The sequence below is a fragment of the Klenkia sesuvii genome (genome assembly GCF_037083825.1).
Classification (GTDB): Bacteria; Actinomycetota; Actinomycetes; order Mycobacteriales; family Geodermatophilaceae; genus Klenkia; species Klenkia sesuvii.
The window spans coordinates 1-21,382 of record NZ_JBAPLU010000004.1 but is presented as its reverse complement, the minus strand read 5'-3'; the positions used below and the strand labels follow the sequence as shown (position 1 = coordinate 21,382).

General features: G+C 76.2%; 18 protein-coding genes and 1 rRNA gene. 3 read left to right on the top strand and 16 right to left on the bottom strand.

Going from position 1 to position 21,382, the window contains the following annotated elements; genetic code table 11:
• Window position 1: 1 nt before the first annotated feature.
• Genes TEK04_RS05160 through steA form a run of 8 tightly spaced genes read right to left on the bottom strand, consistent with a single transcriptional unit; the run spans window position 2 to window position 10,453 of the window.
• On the bottom strand, window positions 2-580 hold the full coding sequence (locus TEK04_RS05160) for an NUDIX domain-containing protein (RefSeq protein ID WP_336403247.1): 579 nt from the start codon (window positions 578-580) through the stop codon (window positions 2-4).
• Window positions 580-2,304 (bottom strand): CTP synthase, encoded by a 1,725-nt coding sequence (gene pyrG / locus TEK04_RS05155; RefSeq protein ID WP_336403246.1) that lies wholly within the window; start codon window positions 2,302-2,304, stop codon window positions 580-582. The genes TEK04_RS05160 and pyrG overlap by 1 nt, the downstream gene beginning before the upstream one ends.
• Window positions 2,288-4,627 carry a hypothetical protein gene (locus TEK04_RS05150; protein WP_336403245.1) on the bottom strand — a complete coding sequence of 780 codons (2,340 nt, stop codon included), beginning with the start codon at window positions 4,625-4,627 and terminating at the stop codon, window positions 2,288-2,290. Before TEK04_RS05150 ends, pyrG begins: the two co-directional genes overlap by 17 nt.
• A complete protein-coding gene (locus TEK04_RS05145) occupies window positions 4,624-5,772 on the bottom strand; it encodes a glycosyltransferase family 4 protein (RefSeq protein WP_336403244.1) in 1,149 nt (382 codons plus the stop codon). Before TEK04_RS05145 ends, TEK04_RS05150 begins: the two co-directional genes overlap by 4 nt.
• Window positions 5,769-7,445, bottom strand: coding sequence for a murein biosynthesis integral membrane protein MurJ (gene murJ, locus TEK04_RS05140; protein WP_336403242.1), 1,677 nt, complete (start codon window positions 7,443-7,445; stop codon window positions 5,769-5,771). The genes TEK04_RS05145 and murJ overlap by 4 nt, the downstream gene beginning before the upstream one ends.
• Window position 7,446: 1 nt before the next feature.
• Window positions 7,447-8,301: a hypothetical protein gene (locus TEK04_RS05135; protein ID WP_336403241.1), complete on the bottom strand. Its 855-nt coding sequence runs from the start codon at window positions 8,299-8,301 to the stop codon at window positions 7,447-7,449.
• The gene (locus TEK04_RS05130; RefSeq protein WP_336403240.1) at window positions 8,301-9,272 is read right to left on the bottom strand and encodes a copper transporter; all 972 of its coding nucleotides are present in this window, start codon (window positions 9,270-9,272) and stop codon (window positions 8,301-8,303) included. The genes TEK04_RS05135 and TEK04_RS05130 overlap by 1 nt, the downstream gene beginning before the upstream one ends.
• Window positions 9,269-10,453, bottom strand: coding sequence for a putative cytokinetic ring protein SteA (gene steA, locus TEK04_RS05125; protein WP_336403239.1), 1,185 nt, complete (start codon window positions 10,451-10,453; stop codon window positions 9,269-9,271). The genes TEK04_RS05130 and steA overlap by 4 nt, the downstream gene beginning before the upstream one ends.
• 273 nt (window positions 10,454-10,726) lie before the next feature.
• Here steA and TEK04_RS05120 point away from each other — a divergent pair, with 273 nt between their 5' ends.
• Complete coding sequence (locus TEK04_RS05120; protein WP_336403238.1) at window positions 10,727-11,668, top strand: TetR/AcrR family transcriptional regulator; 942 nt, start codon at window positions 10,727-10,729, stop codon at window positions 11,666-11,668.
• Between the two features lie 37 nt (window positions 11,669-11,705).
• On the opposite strand, the gene recN is transcribed toward TEK04_RS05120, so the two are convergent.
• The 4 genes from recN to TEK04_RS05100 are packed head-to-tail and all read right to left on the bottom strand — an operon-like array spanning window position 11,706 to window position 15,555.
• Window positions 11,706-13,505, bottom strand: coding sequence for a DNA repair protein RecN (gene recN, locus TEK04_RS05115; RefSeq protein WP_336403237.1), 1,800 nt, complete (start codon window positions 13,503-13,505; stop codon window positions 11,706-11,708).
• Window positions 13,492-14,472, bottom strand: coding sequence for an NAD kinase (locus tag TEK04_RS05110; RefSeq protein WP_336403236.1), 981 nt, complete (start codon window positions 14,470-14,472; stop codon window positions 13,492-13,494). The genes recN and TEK04_RS05110 overlap by 14 nt, the downstream gene beginning before the upstream one ends.
• 56 nt (window positions 14,473-14,528) lie before the next feature.
• Complete coding sequence (locus TEK04_RS05105; protein WP_336403235.1) at window positions 14,529-15,326, bottom strand: TlyA family RNA methyltransferase; 798 nt, start codon at window positions 15,324-15,326, stop codon at window positions 14,529-14,531.
• Window positions 15,327-15,354: 28 nt separating this feature from the next.
• Entirely contained in the window at window positions 15,355-15,555 is a 201-nt protein-coding gene (locus TEK04_RS05100) for a hypothetical protein (protein ID WP_336403234.1), read from the bottom strand.
• A gap of 170 nt (window positions 15,556-15,725) precedes the next feature.
• Here TEK04_RS05100 and TEK04_RS05095 point away from each other — a divergent pair, with 170 nt between their 5' ends.
• Complete coding sequence (locus TEK04_RS05095; protein ID WP_336403233.1) at window positions 15,726-16,064, top strand: SCP2 sterol-binding domain-containing protein; 339 nt, start codon at window positions 15,726-15,728, stop codon at window positions 16,062-16,064.
• Between the two features lie 54 nt (window positions 16,065-16,118).
• Here the strand turns inward: TEK04_RS05095 and TEK04_RS05090 are convergent, their stop codons facing one another.
• Complete coding sequence (locus TEK04_RS05090; RefSeq protein ID WP_336403232.1) at window positions 16,119-17,216, bottom strand: HAD-IIA family hydrolase; 1,098 nt, start codon at window positions 17,214-17,216, stop codon at window positions 16,119-16,121.
• Between the two features lie 72 nt (window positions 17,217-17,288).
• On the opposite strand from TEK04_RS05090, the gene TEK04_RS05085 reads away from it, so the two are divergent.
• Entirely contained in the window at window positions 17,289-18,551 is a 1,263-nt protein-coding gene (locus TEK04_RS05085; protein ID WP_336403231.1) for a DUF1015 domain-containing protein, read from the top strand.
• Between the two features lie 4 nt (window positions 18,552-18,555).
• On the opposite strand, the gene TEK04_RS05080 is transcribed toward TEK04_RS05085, so the two are convergent.
• From TEK04_RS05080 to rrf, 3 genes are all read right to left on the bottom strand, one after another.
• Complete coding sequence (locus TEK04_RS05080; RefSeq protein WP_336403230.1) at window positions 18,556-18,918, bottom strand: single-stranded DNA-binding protein; 363 nt, start codon at window positions 18,916-18,918, stop codon at window positions 18,556-18,558.
• An 85-nt stretch (window positions 18,919-19,003) separates the two neighbouring features.
• A complete protein-coding gene (locus tag TEK04_RS05075) occupies window positions 19,004-20,038 on the bottom strand; it encodes a tetratricopeptide repeat protein (protein ID WP_336403229.1) in 1,035 nt (344 codons plus the stop codon).
• A 1,053-nt stretch (window positions 20,039-21,091) separates the two neighbouring features.
• Window positions 21,092-21,208 (bottom strand): 5S ribosomal RNA (rrf, locus tag TEK04_RS05070).
• Window positions 21,209-21,382 lie beyond the last annotated feature (174 nt).

The following is a 21,382-nucleotide window of genomic DNA, read 5'->3' as shown; positions in this document are numbered from 1 at the left end:
GTCAGAAGGCGGTGTCGACCGGGCGCAGCTGGGGTGAGGCCGAGCGGTGCGCGGTGACGGCCAGGATGCCGATGACGGCCAGCGCGTTGCGCACCGTGCCGTCGAAGACCATCTGCAGGGCCTGCGCGAGCGGCACCCGCTCGACGGTCATGTCCGCCTCCTCGTGCTCCACCACGAAGCCCTCGGGGCGCTCGACCCCGGTCAGCCCCTCGGCCAGGTAGAGGCCGACCAGCTCGTCGCAGAACCCCGGCGTGGACAGCGAGGTGGTCAGCAGCTGCCACCGGTCGGCGGCCAGCCCGGCCTCCTCGGCCAGCTCGCGCTGCGCCGTCCGCAGCGGTGGCTCCCCCTCGGCGTCCCGCAGCCCGGCCGGCAGCTCCCACAGGTGCGCGCCGATGGCGTGCCGGTACTGCTTGAGCATCACGAGCGCGCCGTCGTCGTCGAGGGCGACGATGCCGACCGCGCCCGGGTGGGTGACCACCTCGCGCACCGAGGAGCCGCCACCGGGCATCGCCACGGTGTCCCGGCGGAGCGAGATGACCCGCCCCTCGTAGACCTCCTCGCGGCCGAGGACCTCGTACATCAGATGCCCATCTCGACGGTCTCGGGCACGGGGATGCGGCCGGACTCCTGCCGGTCGACCGCGGCCTTCACGAAGGCGGCGAACAGCGGGTGCGGCCGGGTCGGCCGGCTCTTGAGCTCGGGGTGGGCCTGGGTGCCCACGTAGAAGGGGTGGACGTCGGCGGGGAGCTCGACGAACTCGACCAGCGTGCCGTCGGGCGAGGTGCCCGAGATGACCAGGCCGGCGTCGGTGAGCCTGTCGCGGTAGGCGTTGGCCACCTCGTAGCGGTGCCGGTGCCGCTCGGTGATCTCGGTGGACCCGTAGGCCGCCGCGGCCACCGACCCGGTGGTCAGCGCCGCCGGGTAGCTGCCCAGCCGCATCGTGCCACCGAGGTCGCCGCGTCCGCCGACGATGTCGACCTGGTCGGCCATGGTGGAGATGACCGCGTCCGGGGTCGCCGGCTCGAACTCGGCGGAGTTGGCGCCCTCGATGCCGCCGAGGTTGCGGGCGGCCTCGATGACCATGCACTGCAGGCCCAGGCACAGGCCCAGGGTCGGGATGCCCTGGGTGCGCGTGTGCCGCAGGGCCCCGAGCTTGCCCTCGATGCCGCGCACCCCGAACCCGCCCGGCACGCAGACCGCGTCGACGCCGGCCAGCGCCGCCGCCGCGCCCTCGGGGGTCTGGCAGTCGTCGGAGGGCACCCAGCGGATCTGCACCCGGGTGCGGTGGGCGAACCCGCCGGCCCGCAGCGCCTCGGTGACCGACAGGTAGGCGTCGGGCAGGTCGATGTACTTGCCGACCAGGCCGACGGTGACCGTGTGCCTGGGGTTGTGCACCCGCTCGAGCAGGTCGCCCCACACGGTCCAGTCGACGTCGCGGAAGGGCAGGCCCAGCCGGCGGACGACGTAGGCGTCCAGACCCTCGCGGTGCAGCACCTTCGGGATGTCGTAGATCGAGGGCGCGTCGGCGCAGGAGATCACGCCCTCGGCCTCGACGTCGCACATCAGGCTGATCTTGCGCTTCATGCCGTCGGGGATCTCGCGGTCGGAGCGGCAGACCAGCGCGTCGGGCTGGATGCCGATGCTGCGCAGCGAGGCCACCGAGTGCTGGGTCGGCTTGGTCTTCAGCTCACCCGACGGCGCGATGTAGGGCACCAGCGAGATGTGCAGGAAGAAGCAGTTGTCCCGGCCGATCTCGTGCCGCACCTGGCGGGCGGCCTCGAGGAAGGGCAGCGACTCGATGTCGCCGACGGTGCCGCCGATCTCGGTGATGACGACGTCGACCGGGTCCCCGTCGCGGCCGGCGGCGTCTGCCCCGGCCAGCATCCGGGCCTTGATCTCGTTGGTGATGTGCGGGATGACCTGCACGGTGTCGCCCAGGTACTCGCCGCGTCGCTCCTTGGCGATGACGTCGGAGTACACCTGGCCGGTGGTCACGTTGGCCCGGCCGGTGAGGTCGGTGTCCAGGAACCGCTCGTAGTGGCCGATGTCCAGGTCGGTCTCGGCGCCGTCCTCGGTGACGAACACCTCGCCGTGCTGGAACGGGTTCATCGTGCCGGGGTCGACGTTGAGGTAGGGGTCCAGCTTCTGCATCGTGACCCGCAGCCCCCGGGCCGAGAGCAGGGCCCCGAGCGAGCTCGCGGTCAGCCCCTTCCCGAGGGAGGAGACCACGCCACCGGTCACGAAGACGAACTTCGTCGGGGCTGAGTTGGGGAGGAGGTTCCGCTGTTCAGTCAGTCGACCCACGGGCGCTCACGCTAACACGGGGACGCTCCCGCTCCACGGGCCCGATCGGGGGTGCGACGAGCCACACCAGCAGCGGCAGCAGCAGGGTGGCCGCCGTCGCCGGGATGGCGACACCGGAGTCGTTGACCACGGTGGACACCACGAGGGCCAGGGCCACCGACGTCAGCGCGGCCCGCAGCACCGCGACGTCCCGGGCCGGCAGGCCCCCGGCCCGGTGGGTGGGCGTGCTGCGCAGCGGACCGCCGGGCCGCAGCAGCCACACCGCGGCCACCGCCGCGACCGCCAGGGTCCAGGCCAGCGGGCTGCTCAGCAGGATGCCGATGTTGGCCTCGGCCTTGCGGCTGATCACCGTCCACGCCTGCCCGTCGGCCAGCTGTGCCACGAAGCGGCCCAGGTGGCTGCGCTCGGACGGCGGCTTGGTCCAGTCCAGCACCGCCACCGCGCCGACGGCGACCACCGCGACGCCCAGCACCGCCACCAACCGGACGACGGTCACCCGCACGCCGCCCAGGAACATGGCCAGCAGCAGGAAACCGGGCACCGCGCCCAGCACCCCGCCGAAGTCCCGCCCCAGGCCGGGCGCGCCGACCAGCACCACCACGACCACCCCGACGACCAGCACGGTGACCATCGCCCGACGCCGACCGTCACCGGGGGCCCGCCGTCCCACCCACGTGGCCAGCGCCGCCGAGAGCAGCAGCGCGGCCACCGGCATCAGGCCGAAGGTGAGGTTGCCGAACCCGGTGAACCGGCCCGCGACGATCGCGTCGTAGCCGAGCAGCCCGTCCAGCTCCAGGTGCGACCCGGTGAGGACGTCGATGACCGGCACCGCCGCGGTCACCACCAGCACGGCCAGGGCCGGGCCCAACCGGTGCCGGCGCCACGGTCCGAGCACGGCGACCAGGGTCACCAGCAGCGTCGCCCCCACCACCGAGGCGGCCAGGGCGACACGCGGCGAGCTGCTGTCCTGCCAGGGCACGAGCGAGGCCAGGTAGCTGGCCACCGGGACCGACGCCGCGACCAGGCACACGGGCCGCAGCACCCGGCGCAGGCGGTCGCGGGTCGAGGCGGTGGGACAGTGCCGCGCCCACCAGTCGCGCAGGCGCTGCGGGGTGGCCCGGGGGGCCCGCCAGCCGCCCACCGTCAGCAGCCCCAGCCCCACCACGACGGCGACGGTCAGCACCAGCGCCCAGAAGAAGTCCCCGGTGCTGCGGTAGTGGACCACCGCCCGGCTGTTGGCCTGCTGGAGCTCCTCGACCGCGGCGGACAGACCGGGGCGCCCGCCCACGGCGGTCATCGGCTGCCCGTTCATGGACGCCGGCTGGTCGACCCCGAGCGCGGCGAGGGCCGTCGGGGCGACGTCGATGAGCTGGACGAAGGGCGCCCGCCCGGTGCTGGCCGAGGAGAGCCACCCCCCGTCGAGGCCCGCACCGGCCGCCATCGCGACGTGCAGCTGGGGCCGGCCGTCGTTGACCTCCGACACCCCGACCACCAGCAGCAGCGTGCGGCCGGGCAACCCGCCCAGGACGGACTGGAGGCCGCCCACGGTGCGGTCGACCTCGTCGAGGGCGACGGGGCGGGACGTCGGGTCGGTGCCGGTGTCGGTCTCCGACGCGCCAGGGGTGCCCGCGTCGACCAGGGGGTCGAGGGACACCAGCGACAGCGGGCAGTCCTCCAGCAGGTCGGCCGTCGCCACCGGGTCGGCCGGCAGCGCGTCCAGGGCGGTCAGCAGCGTGTCGGGGCCGGCGGCCGCCACGGTCGCGGCGCGGCCGGTGGTGACCGCGCAGCCCACCGCGTCGGCCAGCGCTGCCGGCTCTGCGCCGAAGCGCTCGGTCGCCGGGTCCACCGCGATCTGGGCGACGGCGGCCTGCGGGTCGGCCAGGCCGACGGCGGCGACCTGCTCCTGCAGCCCGCAGTAGGACAGCGAGGTGTCCTCGGGCGGGCTGTCGAACAACCCGGGCGGCTCGGCCGCCGCGCCGTCGCCGCCGGTCTGCTCCTCCGGCAACGGCACGGGGGGCAGCGGGTCGACGCGACCGGCCCACCGGGCCCGGTTGCCCGCCCCCAGGGTGGCCCAGCCGTCGAGCACGCAGGTCGTGGAGCGGGCCGCCCGCACCGACAGCGAGCCGATGGCCGACTGCCCGGCCAGGTCCCACAGTGCCGGGGTGGCCACCGGGTCGACGTCGGACCAGGTCAACCCCGGTACACCGAGCACCACCACGCGGTCGGCCACGGGTCCCTGGGCGGCGCGGGCCGGGTCGGTGAGCCCGAGCACCAGGGCCAGCAGGGCGAGCGCGGCAGCCACCACCCGCCGGGTGGCGCTCACGCGGGCGCGCCGAGCAGTTCGCGGTACACCGCCACCAGCCCACGGGCGGTGTCGGCGTCGTCGGGCCACTGCGCCGCCCGGACCCGGCCGGCGTCCGCCAGCTGCCCCGCCCGGGCGGGGTCGGCCAGCAGGTCCCTCACCGCACCGGCGAGCGCTGCGGCGTCCCCGGGGGGCACCAGCACGGCGGCGTCACCGACCAGCTCGGGGATGCCGCCCACCCGGGTGGCCACCAGCGGGGTGCCCGAGCGCAGGGCCTCCTGGGCGGTGAGCGAGCGGGCCTCCCAGACCGAGGGCAGCACGCACACGTCGGCGGCGGCCAGCAGGTCGGCCACGTCGGTGCGCCGGCCGAGCAGCGTCACCGGCAGGCGCTCGGCGGCGATGCGCGCGGACAGCTCGGCCTCCTGCGGCCCGTCCCCGGCCACCACCACGACCGGGGCACCGGTCCCGGCGGTGTCCACCGCGGTCGGGTCCGACCACTCGGCGGCGGCGTCGAGGAGGGTGCCGTAGCTCTTCTGCGGGTGCAGGCGCCCGACGGCGACCACCAGCGGCCGCCCGTCGGGCACGCCCAGCTCGGCGCGCACCGCGTCCCGGTCGCGGGTGGGCGCCGGCAGCGGCGGCGCCGAGACCGGCGCCACGCGGACGTCGCGCGCCCCCGCCTGCCACGCGTTGTCGGCCAGGTCGCCGGAGGCTGCCAGCACGAGGTCTGCGGCCCGGATGGTGGCGGCCTCGACCCGGCTCAGCACCCACCGACCCGCACCGCCGGAGGGCTGCAGCGCGTTGTGCAGGGTGAGCACGAGCGACGCGCGGCCCCCGGCCGGGTGCGGGACGAGGTGCCGGCTCAGCGCGGCGACCAGGCCGGCCCGCAGGCCGTGGGCGTGCACGAGGTCGGCGCCGCGGGTGGCCCGGGCCAGGGCCAGCACCGCCCGGGGGTCACCGGGGACGGGTCCGATCTGCACCGGGCGGAAGGCGGCTCCGGCGGCGCCGAACCCGAACAGCTCGTCGGTGGCGGCCGGCCCGCAGACCCGCAGCAGCGCGCCGGCCCGGCCCAGCGGGCCCACCAGCGACCGCACGTGGGTGCCGACCCCGCCGGTGCTGGTGGCCAGCACCTCGGCGATGCGCCGTCCGTGCAGCGGTGCAGTGCTCACCGGGTCTCCTCCCCCGTCGTCGTCCCGGTCGTGCTCCCGGTCGTCGTCCCGATCGTGCTCCCGGACCCGCGCAGCGCGGCCACGGCGGCCCGCAGCGGTCGCCGGGCGCCCACCATCATGACCGTCCCCGCCACCAGGAGGACGACGGCGCCGGCCACCACCCCGGTGCCCACGGCGGCGAGCACGCCGCCGGGGGGCACCGGGTCGGCGCCGAGGGCGCGGGCGACCACCAGGCCCGCGCCGGCGGCGAGCACGCCTCCGGCCACGGCGACCCCGCCCACCCGGGCCACCCCGGCCAGCGCCGACGGCCCGGCGACCCGGCGCACCACCAGCAGCAGGCCCGCGCCGGCCACGGTCACGCCGACCGTGTGCCCCAGGGCGAGCGCCACGGCTCGGTCCTGGACCGGCAGCGTGGCCGACAGCACCAGGTCGGCGACGACGGCGACCAGCCAACCGCCACCGACGCAGACGGTGGGCGACCGCCACAGCCCCCGGGCGTACAGCGCACGGCTCAGCACCGCCACCAGGCCGTAGCCGAGCAACCCGGGCACGAAGGCCACGATGGTGGGCGCGAGGGCGGCGGCCCGGTCGGCGTCCTCGGGGGACACCAGGAAGACCCGGGCCATGGGCCCGGAGACCGCCACCAGCCCGGCCGCGGCGAGCGCCGACGCGGCGACGACGAGGGCGACCACCGGGGCCAGCAGCGCCCGGTACCCGGCGTCGTCCCCGGCGGCGGCCCGCTCGGACAACCCCGGGTAGGCCGAGGTGGCCAGCGGCACCGCCAACGCCGCCCAGGGCAGCAGGAACAGGGTCATCCCGGCGAAGTAGACGACGTTGGTGCCGTCGGGCACCGCGCCGGCGTTGGCCAGCCGGATGGCGACGACCGCCACGAGCTGCTGGCCGGCCAGGGTGAGCACCCCGGCGACGGCGAGCCGGCGCACGCGCGGGGCCGCACCGACCGGGAACCGCAACGTCGGGCGCAACCCGAGCCGCAGGCCACGCACGGGCACGAGGAGGCAGCCGGCGAGGGCCACCACCCCCAGGGAGGTGCCGACCCCCAGCACCAGCTCGGCCGGGCGGGACAGGTCGCCGACCTCCCGGCCGCCCCCGATCGCGGCGAAGGTCAGGTAGGCGCTCGCGACCACGACCGAGGACAGCAGCGGCGCCAGGGCCGGCCCGGCGAAGCGGCGGTGGGCCTGCAGCACGCCGGTGAGCACGATGCCGAGGCCGTACAGCACCACCTGGGGGGCGAACACCACGAGGAACCGCGCCGCGAGGTCCACCTTGCCCGGGTCGGCGGCGTCGTCGCCGAGCAACGCGGCCGCGATCGGGCGGGCGAGCAGGGCCAGGGCCACCGCCAACGGGGTGAGCACCAGCAGCGACCACCCGAGCAGCGCCGAGGCGGTGGCCCGCACCTGCTCGCGGTCGCCGGCGGCGATGCCCCCGGCCAGCATCGGGACGACGAGGCTGGCCAGGGCCCCGCCGGCGACCACCTCGAACACGATGTTGGGGACGTTGTTGGCCGCCAGGTAGGTGTCGCCGGTGCTGTCGGCGCCCACGGTGTTGGTGAAGACCACGGTGCGGCCGAACCCGGCGACCCGGGCCAGCACGGTGAGGACGGCGATGAGCGCGGCCGCCCCGGCGACCCCGCGGACGGCCTGCGTGCGGGTCACCTCAGGCCGGACGCCGGCCGAGCCGGTCGAGCTCCCGCAGACCCGGCGTCGACTCGATGACCCGGGTGAAGCTGACCCGCTCGCTGGCCAGGGTCAGCGCGGTGACCGCACCCAGGGCCACCGCACGACGGGCCCGGGACGGACCGGCCGCCAGCCGCAGCCCGAGCACGGCGCCGAGGGCGTTGGCGCCGCAGTCCCCGAGCATGACCTGCTCGTCCAGGTCGGCCGGGAGCACGGCGAGCGAGGCGCCCACCGGACCGGCCGCCAGCCCGCCGGCGGGGCCGGCCAGCAGGGGCAGCCCGAGCAGCGTGCCGGCCTTGGCGGCCCGGCCCGGCCGCAGGTCGAGCAGGTTGACCAGGTTGGCGGTGCCGGCGACCAGGCCGGTGGTGAGGACGACATCGACCGTGCCGGGCAGCAGCCGGCCGGGCTGTCCGCCGTCGGCGCGGCGGTCGACGGTGAGCAGGCCGGCCACCGCCCCGGCCGCGCCGAGCCCGACCACCTTGACCGCCCCGGCGGACACCCGACCTGCCCGCAGCGCGGCCAGGTGCCCGGCCAGGCCCTTGTCGCGGGCCTGCTCGGGCCGGGCCCCGACCTGGTCGTCGTAGGCACCGACCGCCCCGGCGACGGTGCCGACCAGGGCCGCGGCCGGGCGCCAGCCCGACGGTGCACCGGCGGTGGCCGAGAGGGTGGTGGCCCAGGCGAGTGCCGGACCGCCGAGCAGCGTCAGCGGGCGGCCGGCGTAGTTGACCCGCCGCCACCGCTGCCCGGCCGGACCTGCGCCGACGCGCAGCGCTCCGGTCAGCGCGGCCCGGGCGAGGACGGCGCCGGCGGCGACCAACGCGGCGCGACGGGCCATCAGTTGACGACCTCCGCGGCCGCGGTCGGCACCGGCGGCACCGGCTGGGCATCCTGACCGCTGCCGTACTTGCCGGAGGTGCCCTCGCGCTCGGCGGACAGGGCGAGCACGGTGCTGATCCGGCCCTCGGGGGCGTTGGCGTTGTCGACGGTGGACACCAGCGTGGAGGCCGAGGTGTCCGCGCGGATGGCGCCGACCAGGCCCCTGGCACCGGCCGAGCCCGCATCGCCGGAGACCACGACACCTGAGCCCTGCCGGTCGAGGGCGGTGACCAGGGCGATGAGCGCGGCGTTGCGCTGCTCGGCGTCCTCCGCCGACAGGGAGCCCGAGGTGAAGAACACGACGTGGTCGGCGGGGCTGACGCTGGGGCTCTCCTGGGTCAGCACGCCCAGCGTCGACAGGCCGCTCAGCACCTGGGTGGTGGCCGCGCTGCTCGGTGCGGCGCCGGCGCCGCCGGCCGGGACCACCAGCACCTGGGCCAGCAGCCCGGCGACGAGCTCGTCGGTGTCCGCGGCGTCCTCGGGGAGCGTCACACCGGCGGGCAGCGCGCCCGGACCGGTGAGGTAGCTCTGCAGGCTGCTGGCGGTGGCCGGGTCGCTGTAGGCCGGCGTGAGCCGCAGGGTCCCGTTCACCGTCGCGCCGGCGTCCTCCAGCAGCCCGGAGACCTCGTCGACGGCGTCGCCGGTGACGTCCTCGTTGCCGACCACCAGCAGCACCGACCGGTCGGTCAGGGTGCCGGCGACCAGCGCGGGCCCGATCTCCTCGGCGAACCCGCCGGTGGCGTCGAGCTGGGTCTGCAGCGCCTGGTTGGTGTCCTCCAGCGTGCGCTTGTCCTCCTGCAGGGCACCGACCTGCCCCTGCAGGTTGTCCAGCAGCCCGCCGTTGAGCGCGGTGGTGCCGATCACGATGCCCAGCGCGACGGCCAGGAAGACCGCGATCAGGGAGACGAGGTGGTAGCGGAAGTCGATCACGAGAAGAGGTTCTCCAACCAGAACACGAGGCTGTCCCACTGGTCGACGAGCAGGTCGACGTAGATGCGGCCGGCGGTGGACACGGCCAGCGCAGCCCCGATGGACACCAGGGCCGCCAGCACGAGCAGCACGAGGGCGAGGGTCGAGATGCGGCTGCGGTAGAGCCGGCTGACGCCCTTGGCGTCGACGAGCTTGCCGCCCAGGCGCAACCGGGTCAGGAAGGTGGAGGCCATGCCGCCGCGGCCCTTGTCGAGGAACTCCACGAGCGTGGCGTGGGTGCCCACCGCCACGATGAGCGTGGCGCCCTTCTCGTCGGCCAGCAGCATGGCGATGTCCTCGCTGGTGGCCGCGGCCGGGAAGGTGATGGCGTCGACGCCCAGGTCGAGCACCCGCTGCAGACCGGGGGCCCGACCGTCGGCGTAGGCGTGCACCACGACCTCGGCCCCGCAGCGCAGCACGTCGTCGGACACCGAGTCCATGTCCCCGATGATCATGTCCGGCTGGTAGCCGGCTTCCTTGAGGGCGTCGGCGCCGCCGTCGACCCCGATGAGCACGGGGCGGTAGTCGCGGATGTAGGACCGCAGCGCCGCGAGGTCCTCCTTGTAGTCGTAGCCGCGCACCACGATGAGCACGTGCCGGCCGTCGATGTCGGTGTGCACGTCGGGCACGCCGACGCCGTCGAGCAGGAGCGCGCGCTCGGACTTCATGTACTCCATCGTGTTGGCGGCGAAGGCCTCCAACTGGGCCGACAGCCCGGCCCGGGCCTCGGTCATCGCCTCGGCGATCGTGGCCTCGGTCTGCTCCGTGCCGGTCGCGACGGGCTGGTCGTCCAGGTAGAGGGTGTCGCCCTCGAGCCGGGCGGTGGCCCCCTCCTTCACCGCGGCGAAGACCTCGCGGCCGACGCCGTCCACCAGGGGGATGCCGGCAGCGGCCAGGATGCCCGGGCCCAGGTTCGGGTAACGCCCGGAGGTGCTGGCCGCGGCGTTGACCACCCCCGCGACCTTGCAGGCGACCAGCGAGTCGGCGCTGACCCGGTCGATGTCGACGTGGTCGATGACGGCGATGTCGCCCGGCCGCAGCCGCTTCGTCAGGTTCTTGGTGCGGCGGTCGAGCCGGACCGTCCCGCTGACACCGGGGGCGGTCTCGGTGGCGCGCCCACGCCGCAGGGAGCCGATACGCATGGTCACGATCGTCGCACGGCCCCCCGACAGGACCGGTCCCCGACGCGCTCCGGGGGCACCGGCCGGACTCCACCGCAGCGACCGTGCAGTGACCCACCGTGAGCGACACCGGGCGCCGGCGACACGCCGGGAAGGGGGCACCCACCGGGTCATGGCCACTGGACCCGGCCCTCTAGCGTGGCTCGCGTGACTGGTGGGGCCCGGGCAGGGCGAGCTGCAGCGACTGTCCGGTCCCAGGGCCAGGGGGCCGCGGTCGGTGCTGCGACTGCACCCGTGCACCCACCCGCGACGTCGGGGGTCCGGGCCGAGGACGTCGTCGCCGAGCAGGCCCGTGCCGAGGCCCGCGCCGCCGCCCCCGACGAGGTGGAGCGCGTGCTCACCGACGTCCCCGAGGCGGGTCAGCCCGCGCCCGAGGCGACCGAGCCCGCGCCCGAGCCGGTGCCCGAGCCCGCGCCCGCCGCTCCGACCGGGAGCGCGACCGGGGCGGGGTCCGCCCGCGCCCCGCGCACCCCCCGGCGCCGGAAGAAGGGCGTCAACCTGCGCGAGGTCCGGCGGCAGCAGACCCGGGAGGCCATCGTCGACGCGGCGGCGGCGCTCTTCGCCGAGCGCGGCTTCGACCACGTCAGCGTGCTGGAGATCGCGCAGCGCGCCGGCGTGGTGGAGAAGACGGTGTTCAACCACTTCCCGGTCAAGGAGGGACTGGTCTTCGAGGCCGACCCGCCGATGCAGGCGGCGCTGCTCGACGCCGTCCGACGGCGCCCGGCCGGGGAGTCGGTGGCCGCGGCGGCGGGCACGTTCATCGTCGCGGCCTGCAGCCGGCTCGGCGACCCGGCCGCCGCGCCGGCGGTGGCCGAGATGGCGCGGGTGATCCGCGGCTCGCGGACCCTGCAGGTGCGGGAGCGCGAGATCCTGGGCCAGCTGACCGACGCGCTGGCCGAGCAGATCACCCTGGAGACGCGCGCCGCCCCCGGGGAGCTGGAGCCGTGGTTGGCCGCGCACGCGGTGCTGGGGCTGTACCAGTCGCTGCTGGAGCTGGCCCGCGACCGGGTGCTCGCCGCGGACGTCACGCGCGGGGCAGGCGACGCCCCGGACCTCGCCGACGCCCCGGACCCCGCCCAGGACACTGATCTCGGTGCACAGCTGCAGGCCAGCGGCGAACGCGGCCTCGCCCTGCTGCAGTTCGGCCTGGCCAGCTACGCCAAGCGCCGCACCTGACCGCCGCACCTGACTGCCCGACCGGGGTGCCCCGGGGTCAGCGGGTTCGCGCCTTCTCCAGCAGCTCGCGGGCATGGGCCTGCCCGGTGTCGGAGTCGGTGAGGCCGGAGAGCATGCGGGCCAGCTCGCGGACCCGGTCCTCCCCCGTCACCGCACGGATGTCGGTGGCGGTGACGCCGGCACCGGTGTCGGCGGACTTGTCGACCACCAGGTGCGTGTCGGCGAACGCCGCCACCTGCGCCAGGTGGGTGACCACCACGACCTGGTGCTCGGCGGCCAACGCGGCCAGGCGACGGCCGATCTCCCCCGCCGCCTGCCCGCCGACGCCGGCGTCCACCTCGTCGAAGACCATCACCGGCACGGGGTCGGCGCCCGCGAAGACCACCTCGATCGCCAGCATCACCCGCGACAGCTCACCGCCGGAGGCGCCCTTGTGCACCGGGCGGGCCGGCGCACCGGGGTGGGCGGCGAGCAGCAGCGCGACCTCGTCGGCGCCCTCGGGGCCGGGGTGCTCGGGGTCGGTGTCGACGGCGAAGGACACCCGCGCGGCGGCCATGGCCAGCCCGGCCAGCTCACGGCCGACGTCGGCGGCGAAGCCGTCGGCAGCGGCGGTGCGGCCGGCGGTCACCCGCACGGACAGCGCCCGCAGCTCCTCGCGCGCCGCGTCGCGGTCGGCGGTCAGCCGCTCCAGCGCCTCGTCGGAGACGTCCAGGCGGCCGAGCCGTTCCTCGGCGTCCTGGGCCCAGGCCAGCACGCCGGCCACGCCGCTGGGCGGGTCGGCATAGGTGCGCACGAGCGCGGTGATGGCGGCCCGCCGGTCGAGCACCTCGGCCAGCCGGGCCGGGTCGGCGTCCAGGTCGGCGACGTAGCCGGCCAGCTCGAGGCCGACGTCGGCGACCACCGCGCCGACGTCGCCCAACCGGGTGGCCAGCGTCCGCAGCTCGGGATCGCCGGCCGCGGCCAGCGCGCGCTGGGCGGCGGCGAGGGCACTGACGGCGTCCTGCGGGGCGTCGTCGCCGGCGCCCAGGTCGCCGGTGGTGTCCCCCACCAGTGCCAACCGGGCCTCGTCGGCGGCGACCCGCAGGGCATCGGCGTCGCCGAGCCGGGCGGCCTGGGCGTCGAGCTGGGTGTCCTCGTCGGGCTGGGGGGCCACGGCGGCGATCTCCTCCAGCCCCCGGCGCAGCACCTCGGCGGTCTGGGCCAGCTCGCGGGTCTGGCCGCGCCGGTGCTCGAGGTCGTCGGCCAGCCGACGCCAGCGGGCATGTGCCTGGCGGTGCTCCTCGACCAGGGCCAGGTGGGCGGCGCCGGCGTAGCGGTCCAGCGCGCGGCGCTGCTCGGCCGGCCGCGTGAGCCGCAGCTGGTCGGTCTGCCCGTGCAGGGCCAGCAGGTCCTCGGAGATCTCGGCGACGACGCCGACCGGCACGCTGCGCCCGCCGAGGTGGGCCCGTGATCGCCCCTCGGCGCTCACCGTGCGGGCGAGGATCAGGGTGCCGTCGTCGTCGGGTTCGGCCCCGGCGTCGGCCACCCGCGCCCAGACCGGGGAGTCGGCCGGCAACGCGAGCCGCCCCTCCACCCCGGCCCGGCCGTTGGCCCGCACGCGCCCGGGGTCGGCCCGACCGCCGAACAGCAGGCTCAGGCCGGTGACCACCATCGTCTTGCCGGCGCCGGTCTCGCCGGTCACGACCGTCAAGCCCGGGTCGAGGTCGAGGGTCACGTCGTCGATCGCGCCCAGCCCGTGGATGTGCAGCTCGGTCAGCGCACCGTTGCGCCGCGGCCGGGCGGCGCGGGTGCCGGAGCCGGGGTCGGGGGCGCGCCCCCCGCGCTCACGCCTGGCCACCGGGCACCCCCGTGTCGGTCGGGCCGTCGGCGGTGTCGTCGCGGAGCAGCACGTTGCGCGACCGGTTCAGCTCCTGACCGGGGCCGACGTGGCCGCGCACGTTGCGGAACCCCCGCACGGGCAGGCCGAACTTGGCCACCAGCCGGTCGCCGAAGCTGCGGGGCTGCACCCGCGCGATGCGGACGGGCCGCTCCGAGCGCCGGACGTCGACCCGCCCGCCCAGCGGGATCTCGACGGTGCGCCGGCCGTCGGCCGAGACCCGGGCCCGGGTGCCGTCGGCGGGCACGGCGATGGTGAGCACGGACTCCGGGGAGGTGACCAGCGGGCGGGCGAACAGGGCGTGCGCGTTGGTGGGCACCAGCAACAGGGCCTCCACGTCGGGCCACACGACCGGGCCGCCCGCGCTGAAGGCGTAGGCGGTGGACCCGGTGGGGGTGGCTGCGAGCACGCCGTCGCAGCCGAAGCTGGTCAGCGACCGGCCGTCGATGGCGATCACGACGTCGAGCACGCGGGACCGCTCGACCTTCTCCACCGACGCCTCGTTCAGCGCCCACGTCTGGCCGGCCAGGCCGCCGTCGGCGTCGAACACGTCGACGGCGAGGGTCAGCCGCTCCTCCACCGAGTACTCGCACTGCTCGATGGCCGACAGCGTCTCCTCGACGGTCTCGGGTTCGGTCTCGGCCAGGAAGCCGACCTTGCCGAGGTTGACCCCGGTGAGGGCCGCGTCGGTGGCGCGGGCCAGCTCCGCGGCGCGCAGGAAGGTGCCGTCACCGCCCATGACGATGACCACCTCGGCCCCCTCGGCCGCCCCGGGGCCGAAGGGCACCACCTCGGCGCCGGGGATGGCGAGGTCCTCGGCCTCGTCGTCGAGCACCCGCACGACCAGGCCGGCGCGGGCCAGCCGCTCGGCCGAGGTGCGGGCCAGCGCGATGATGTCGGCGCGCCCCGTGTGCACGGCCAGGAGCACCCGACGCACCCCCCCGGCGGGGGCACAGGCGGAGCTGTCGGCGGGCGGGGTCGAGGTCACGTGGGGCCTTCCTGGACTGCTCGGGTGATCGCCGCGTGGTCGGGCGCCGGAGCGGCGCGGCGCAGGTGGAGGAAGAACTCGACGTTGCCCGAGGGGCCGGGCAACGGGCTGGCGACGACCCCGGCGGTGCCCCAGCCCTGTGCGTGGGCCGCCTCCGCCACGGCGGTGACCGCCTCGGCCCGGTGGCCGAGGTCGCGGACCACCCCGCCGGACCCCAACCGTTCCCGGCCCACCTCGAACTGCGGCTTGACCATCGGCAGGAGCTCACCGTCGGGATGGGTGCAGGCCAGCAGGGCGGGCAGCACGAGGCGGAGGCCGATGAACGACAGGTCGGCCACCACCAGGTCGACCGGACCGCCGATCTGCTCGGGGGCGAGGGTGCGGACGTTGGTGCGCTCGTGGACGGCGACCCGGGCGTCGGTGCGCAGCGACCAGGCGAGCTCGCCGTAGCCGACGTCGACGGCCACCACCTCGCGGGCGCCGCGGCTCAGGCAGACCTCGGTGAAACCACCGGTGGAGGCCCCGGCGTCCAGGACCCGGCGGCCGGCGGGGTCGACGTCGAACGCGTCGAGAGCCCCGATGAGCTTGTGGGCCCCGCGCGACACCCAGGACGGCCCGGCCGGGTCGGGCCGGACGACGAGCGGGGTGCCGGCCTCCACGCCGGTGGAGGGCTTGGTCGCCGGCTGCCCGGCGACCAGCACGAGGCCGTCCGCGATGAGCGTCTGGGCGTGCTCACGGGACCGGGCGAGGCTGCGGCGGACCAGCTCGGCGTCGAGCCGCGCGCGACGGGCCATCAGCGCCGACCACCGCGGGTGGGTGCGGTCACAGCTGGTCGATCGTGGCGAGCAGCCGGTGCAGGCGGTCGTGCTCGGCGGTGAGGACGGCGACGTGCTCGGCGACCGGCAACCCAGCCACCTGGTCGCCGAGGTCGACCGGGCCGCCCGGGCCGTCGGCGGACGGCTCGACGAGCGGTGCGGGTTGCTCGCTCGGGGTCGCGGGGGACGACCCGGGCGGGGTGCTCATGCCTGGTGCCTCCTGCCGAGTCCCGTGCCCCGGAGCACCTCCCCGGGTACCCCGCAGGCTACCGGCCACCGCCGACGCTCCGGGGGCGCCGGGGGCCGGCGCCCGCCCCGCGGTAGCGTGCCCGCGACCCCGACGAGGAGCGGGACCGACACCCCCGGAGGCAGCCGCACGTGGCCACGCTCGAGCAGTGCATGACCGCTCTGGAGAAGTTCGTCGGCGACCTCGCCGCGAACCCGGCACTCGGCGGGTTGGACCGCACGGTGTCCTGCCGCATCACCGACCTCGACCAGGTGGTCCAGGGGCGCCTGGTGAACGGCACCGCCCAGGGCATGGCGGCCGTGCCGGCCGGGCCGGCAGTGCCCAAGGCCGACATCCGCATCACCACCACCAGCGAGGACCTCCTGGAGCTGACCTCGGGCCGGCTGTCGTTCGGGTCCGCCTGGGCGACCGGCCGGGTCAAGCTGGAGGCCGGGCTCCGCGACATGCTGCGTCTGCGCGCCCTGCTCTGACGCGCACCGATCCAGCACCGCACCCGGCGCCCCCTCCCGGGGCTCATGGGGGGCTCACCGGGGGCTGAGACCCCAACGCCTCAGCGCCTCCCCGACCGCGTCGGGGGAACCCGGCGCCGGGGCGACCCGGGGCGGCTCGGCGTCCTCCGCAGGACCGCTGGCCCAGTGGGCCACGCAGAGGGCCCGCAGGCCGTCCAGGTCGTCGGGGGCATCGGGGTCGGGCGCGCCGCCGACGCCCAGCTGCAGCCCGTCGTCGGCGGCGGTCGCGGTCCACGCGCCGCAGCGCCAGCCGTCCTCCACCGGTTCGACCGGGGGGTGCGGGTGGGTCAGGCCGGAGACGTCGCTGGCCAGGAGGTCGGGACGAGCCCGCGGCGGGGCCGCGAGCAGGTCGGCCGGGGCGGTGACCCCCGACAGGACGAGCATGGTCGCCACCCCCACGCGACGTCCGCCCTCCACGTCGGTGTCGAGGCGGTCGCCCACCACCAGCGGGTGCTGTGCCCCGGTGCGGCGGACGCACTCGGCGTGCATGGCCGGGTCGGGCTTGCCGGTGACCAGCGGCTGCTGACCCGTCACCGCCGCCACCACCCCGACGAGGGCACCGTTCCCGGGGAGCACGCCGCGCGGTGAGGGGATGGTGGCGTCCACGTTGGTGGCCACGTGCTGGGCCCCGCTGCGGACCGCCACCACGGCTTCGGCGAGCTGGGTCCAGCCGACCTCGCGGCCGTACCCCTGCACCACCGCGACCGGGTCGTCCTCGGCACGCTCGACCGGGCGCAGCCCCGCCTCGACGAGTGCGGCCGCCACCCCGGGTCCCCCGACGGGGAGCACGGCGGCCCCGTGCCCGAACCGGCCGGCGACGACGGTCGCGGCCGCCTGCGCACTGGTGATGACGTCGTCGGGCTCGGCGGCCATGTCGAGCTCGGTGAGGTGCGTCGCGACCTCCTGCGGGGTCCGGGCCGCGTTGTTGGTCACGAAACCGAGCCGCATGCCCGAGGCCCGGGCGCGCCCGAGTGCGTCGGCGGCACCGGGCACGGCGTCCGGTCCCACGTACAGGACGCCGTCGAGGTCCAGGAGGGCGACGTCGTGGGCCCGGTCAGGGCGCTCGGGGGCACCGGGGGCCAGCGGCACCGGTCGGTCGGGGTCGTCGGTCACCCCGAGATGGGACCACGGGTCGGCGCCCGGCGCGCCCGCGGACGGTCGTCGTCGGCCTCCTAGGATCGCGGGATGCCCCCGCCCCGCTCGGCCGGTCACGGGTTGTCGGTGCACCCGTTCCGGGCACTGACCTACGCCTCCGCCGAACCGGACCACCTGGCGAAGGTCAGCTCGCCGGCCTACGACCTGGTGACCGCAGAGGGGCGGGCCCGTCTGGCCGCGACGGACCCCCACAACGTCGTCCGTCTCATCCTGCCCGGCGCCACCGACCACCGGTCCGGTGGTGACGCCGGCGGGTGCGACGCTGCGTCGGCCGACCGGGCCGCGGCGACCCTGCGACGGTGGCGGGCGGAGGGGGTGCTGGTCGAGGACTCCGACCCGGCGATGTGGGTCTACCTGATGCGCGGGCTCGACGGGGCCGCGACCGTCGGCTGGCTGGCCGCGCTCGACCTGCCCGATGACGGCTCGCCGGCCGTGCTGCCCCACGAGGACGTGTACCCGCCGGCGGTGGAGGGACGACGGCTCCTGCTGGCGGCCACCGGGACCGACCTGGAGCCCATCGTGCTCGCCCACGACCCGTCCCCCGACGTCGCCGACGTCACCGACACCGCGCTGGCCGCGCGCGCCGACCTGCGGGTGGGTGACGGCGACGGGGTGGTCCACGAGCTGCGCAGGGTCACCGACCCGGTGACCCTGCACCGGCTGCAGCGCGGCCTCGCCGAGGTGGCCGCCGTCGTCGCGGACGGGCACCACCGCTTCGCGGCGGCGAAGGCCTGTGCGGGCCGGCGACCGGGTCGCGTGCTCGCCCTGCTGACACCGATGGGCCCGCACGGTCTGCGGGTGCGGGCCATCCACCGGGTGGTCCCCGGTCTGGACCTGCACGAGGCCGGGCGCCGGGCAGCTCGGGGCTTCGCGGTGACCGCGGCCGAGGTGCCCGTCCCCGGTCGCGGGGACTCCTGGTCGCCGGGAGCCGGACGGTTCCTGGTCACCGACGGTCGCTCGGCCCTCCTGCTGGCGGAGCCGACAGCCGAGGTGCTCGCCCGGGTGCCGGCGGACCGACCGGAGGCGTGGCGGTCCCTCGACGTCGTGCTGGCCCACCACGGACTGATCACCGGTTGCTGGGACCGGGCCGACGACCCGGAGTCGGTCCTGGTGGCCCACGACGTCGGCGAGGCGCTGGCCTCGGCCGTCGAGCACGCCGGGGTGGCCCTGCTGCTGCACCCCTCGTCCACCGCCGACGTCGCGGCGGTGGCCCGTGCGGGTGCGCGCATGCCCCGTAAGTCGACGCTGTTCGTGCCGAAACCGCGGACCGGGCTGGTCTTCCGGCCGCACTGACTCCTCACTCCCCTCGCGCGCCGGGCGCTCGGCAGCGCCGCGCCCGTCGGCACTCGACCTCGTGCACCACGGCGCCGCCGGTCGGGCTGCGCCAGTAGCGGCGGCGGAGCGAGCCCTCGACCTCGAGGACGTCGTCGGGTTGCCACGTGGGGGCTCGGCGCACCAGACCGGCGGCGGAGCTCACGCAGGTGATCGTGTCGTGACCCGGCTCCCGTGGGCGGGTCACCGGTCGCCGCACCACCAGCTTGAACACGAGCAGGGTGTTGCCGCTGGGCAGCTCGCGCACGACCGCCGGCGCGGCGAGCCGACCCCGCAGCACCACGTCGTTCCGGTCGGTGGCCGGGTGGTCCGCAGTGGAGTTGGGCATGCCGGCAGCGTCGCCTGCGCGGTCGACGACCACCAGGGCCCGCCCACGATCTGTGGACGGACCCGGTCGTGGGGGACGGACGGGGTCAGTTCGTCGGTGGGGTGTGCTCCCCTGGGGAGCCGTCCTCCGGTGCGCTGAACAGACCGGTGCTGTCGGCCGGGATCGGGCGCGGCTGCGTGCGGATGACCGGCTGCTCGACCTGGGTGTCGGAGAACCCGGGCACGGGGATCTCACCCAGCAGCTCGGCGACCTCCTCCTCCAGGTCCTGCTCGTCGGGGTCGTACTCGACGGGGACGTCCGTGCCGGGCAGCTCGTCCTCGGCACCACCGCCCGAGGCGACCCCCACCCCGGCCTCACCGCCGGGCTCGACGCCGTCGGCGCGCCCCTCGCCGTCCACCGCCACGCCATCCGCCGGGTCGTCGTCGTCGGAGCTGTCGGAGTCCTCGTCGACGTCGTCGACCCCGTCGAACTCGTCGACGTCGTCCAGCTCGTCGAACTCGACCGCGTCGAACCGGGCGGCGACCCCGGTCTCGTCCGCCGGGTCGGCGGCCATCACCGCCTCGAACCAGGCCTGGGCCTGCTGTTCCTCGCCCCGGGCCTCGAGGAGGTCACCGTAGGCCGTGGCCAGGCGCAGCTGACCCAGGTCGCCGGCCTGCAGCTGGGCCGGCTCCGGACGGCCGCCCAGGGCGGCCTCCAGCACCAGCGCGGCCGCGGCCACCTCCCCCATGTCCTGGCGAGCGCCGGCCTCCACCAGCCGGAGCTCGACGACCTCGTCGTGGGGCGGCTCCTGCGCCAGCGCCTCGGCCACCAGGCGCAGCGCGACGTCCGGCCGTCCCAGGGCGCGCTCGCAGTCGGCGAGGACGGCGCGGTAGGACTCGTCGCCGCTCATCCGCCGGTAAGCCCGCAGCTCACGGGCGGCCTCGGCGAACTCACCGGCGTGGTAGGCCGCGACGCCGACGGCTTCCCGGACCACGGCGATGCGGGAGGCGCGCTCCCGGGCGGCCTGGGCGTGGGCGAGGGCAGCCTGCGGATCCTCGTCCACCAGGCCCCCTGCTGCCGCCAGGTGCTGCCCCACGACCGTGGCGTTGCGGCTCTCCAACCCCCGCAGCGCGCGCCGCACCGGTGCGTCCAGTTCCCGGGGGTCGGCCCACTCGGGGATGGGCGGGCCAGCCGGCCGCCGCTCGCCCCTGTCCTCGCCCCGGACCTCGCCACGGGACTCGAACCGACCTCCGACCGCCCGACCCGCACCGCGCGCGGGGCCCCGGTCGTCGCGCGGGGACCGCGCTGCTCCGGAGCGGCGGTCGGGACCCTGGGAACGGTCCTCACCCCGGTCACGCGACGGCCGACCGTCCCCGGCCGGACGACGGTCCTGCCATGCCGGCCGACCACCGTCCCTGGCGGGCCGACGGTCCTGCCACGCCGGCCGACCCGAGCCGGGGGCCTGGTTGCGACGGCTGCCCGCCGCGGGGCCGGCAGCGGACCGGCCCAGCTCGGCGCGGTCGCTGGGACGACCCGGGCGGTCCTCCCTCGCCGGACGGCGGTCTCGCCACGACGCGGCAGCACCACCGGAACGGCCACCGAGGTCGGCAGACCCGCCAGCGCTCCGTGGCTGGTGCCCGGCGCCGTACCGCGGACGCCACTCGCCGCTCAGCCGAGCACGCTCACGGGCCCCGTGCAGCTGGTCCCCACCGTCGCGCTGCGGCGCCGCAGGACCGCGCTCGCGGCGATCACCGCTGCCGGACCTCGCGTCCGGTCCTCGGTCCACGCCACGACCGTCATCCCTGGGCCGTGCGGAGTTCGTGGGTGCGCCCCCGTTCCGTGCACCAGATCCCGCACCATGTCGCCGGTCCTGCCAGGACGAACCACCCTGACGACCACCGTGAGCGGCCCGGCGGCCCGGCTCCCCGCCTCGCGCACGGTCGTCACGTGACGTTCCGCCACCCTGGGCGCGGGGGCGACCCTGCCCGCCTGTATCGCGACGCTCGTCGTCGCCGGGACGATCCGACCGACCAGCGCCGGTCGGTCGACCACGGCCTCCGCGATCGGGTCCGCCAGCGCCTCGTCGGGGTCCAGTCATGGATTCGTCGTACCTCGTCCAGATCGGTGTCGGGGGTGCCGGAAATGCATCAAGGGGGTCACAGCGTGTGTGCTGTGACCCCCTTGATGGAATGGTGTCCGGCGGCGTCCTACTCTCCCACCCAGTCCCCCGGGCAGTACCATCGGCGCTGAGAGGCTTAGCTTCCGGGTTCGGAATGAGACCGGGCGTTTCCCTCTCGCCATGACCGCCGTAACGCTGTGAAAGTGTCCCGCCCTCCGGGCACCGTAGTGGTGGTGGTGGGGGGTGGGGTGAACACACGGGGTGTGTTCGTGCTTTCAGAACCGCACAGTGGACGCGACACATCTTCTTGGACGTGTGTTTGGATGTGGTCAAGTCCTCGGCCTATTAGTACCGGTCAGCTCCACA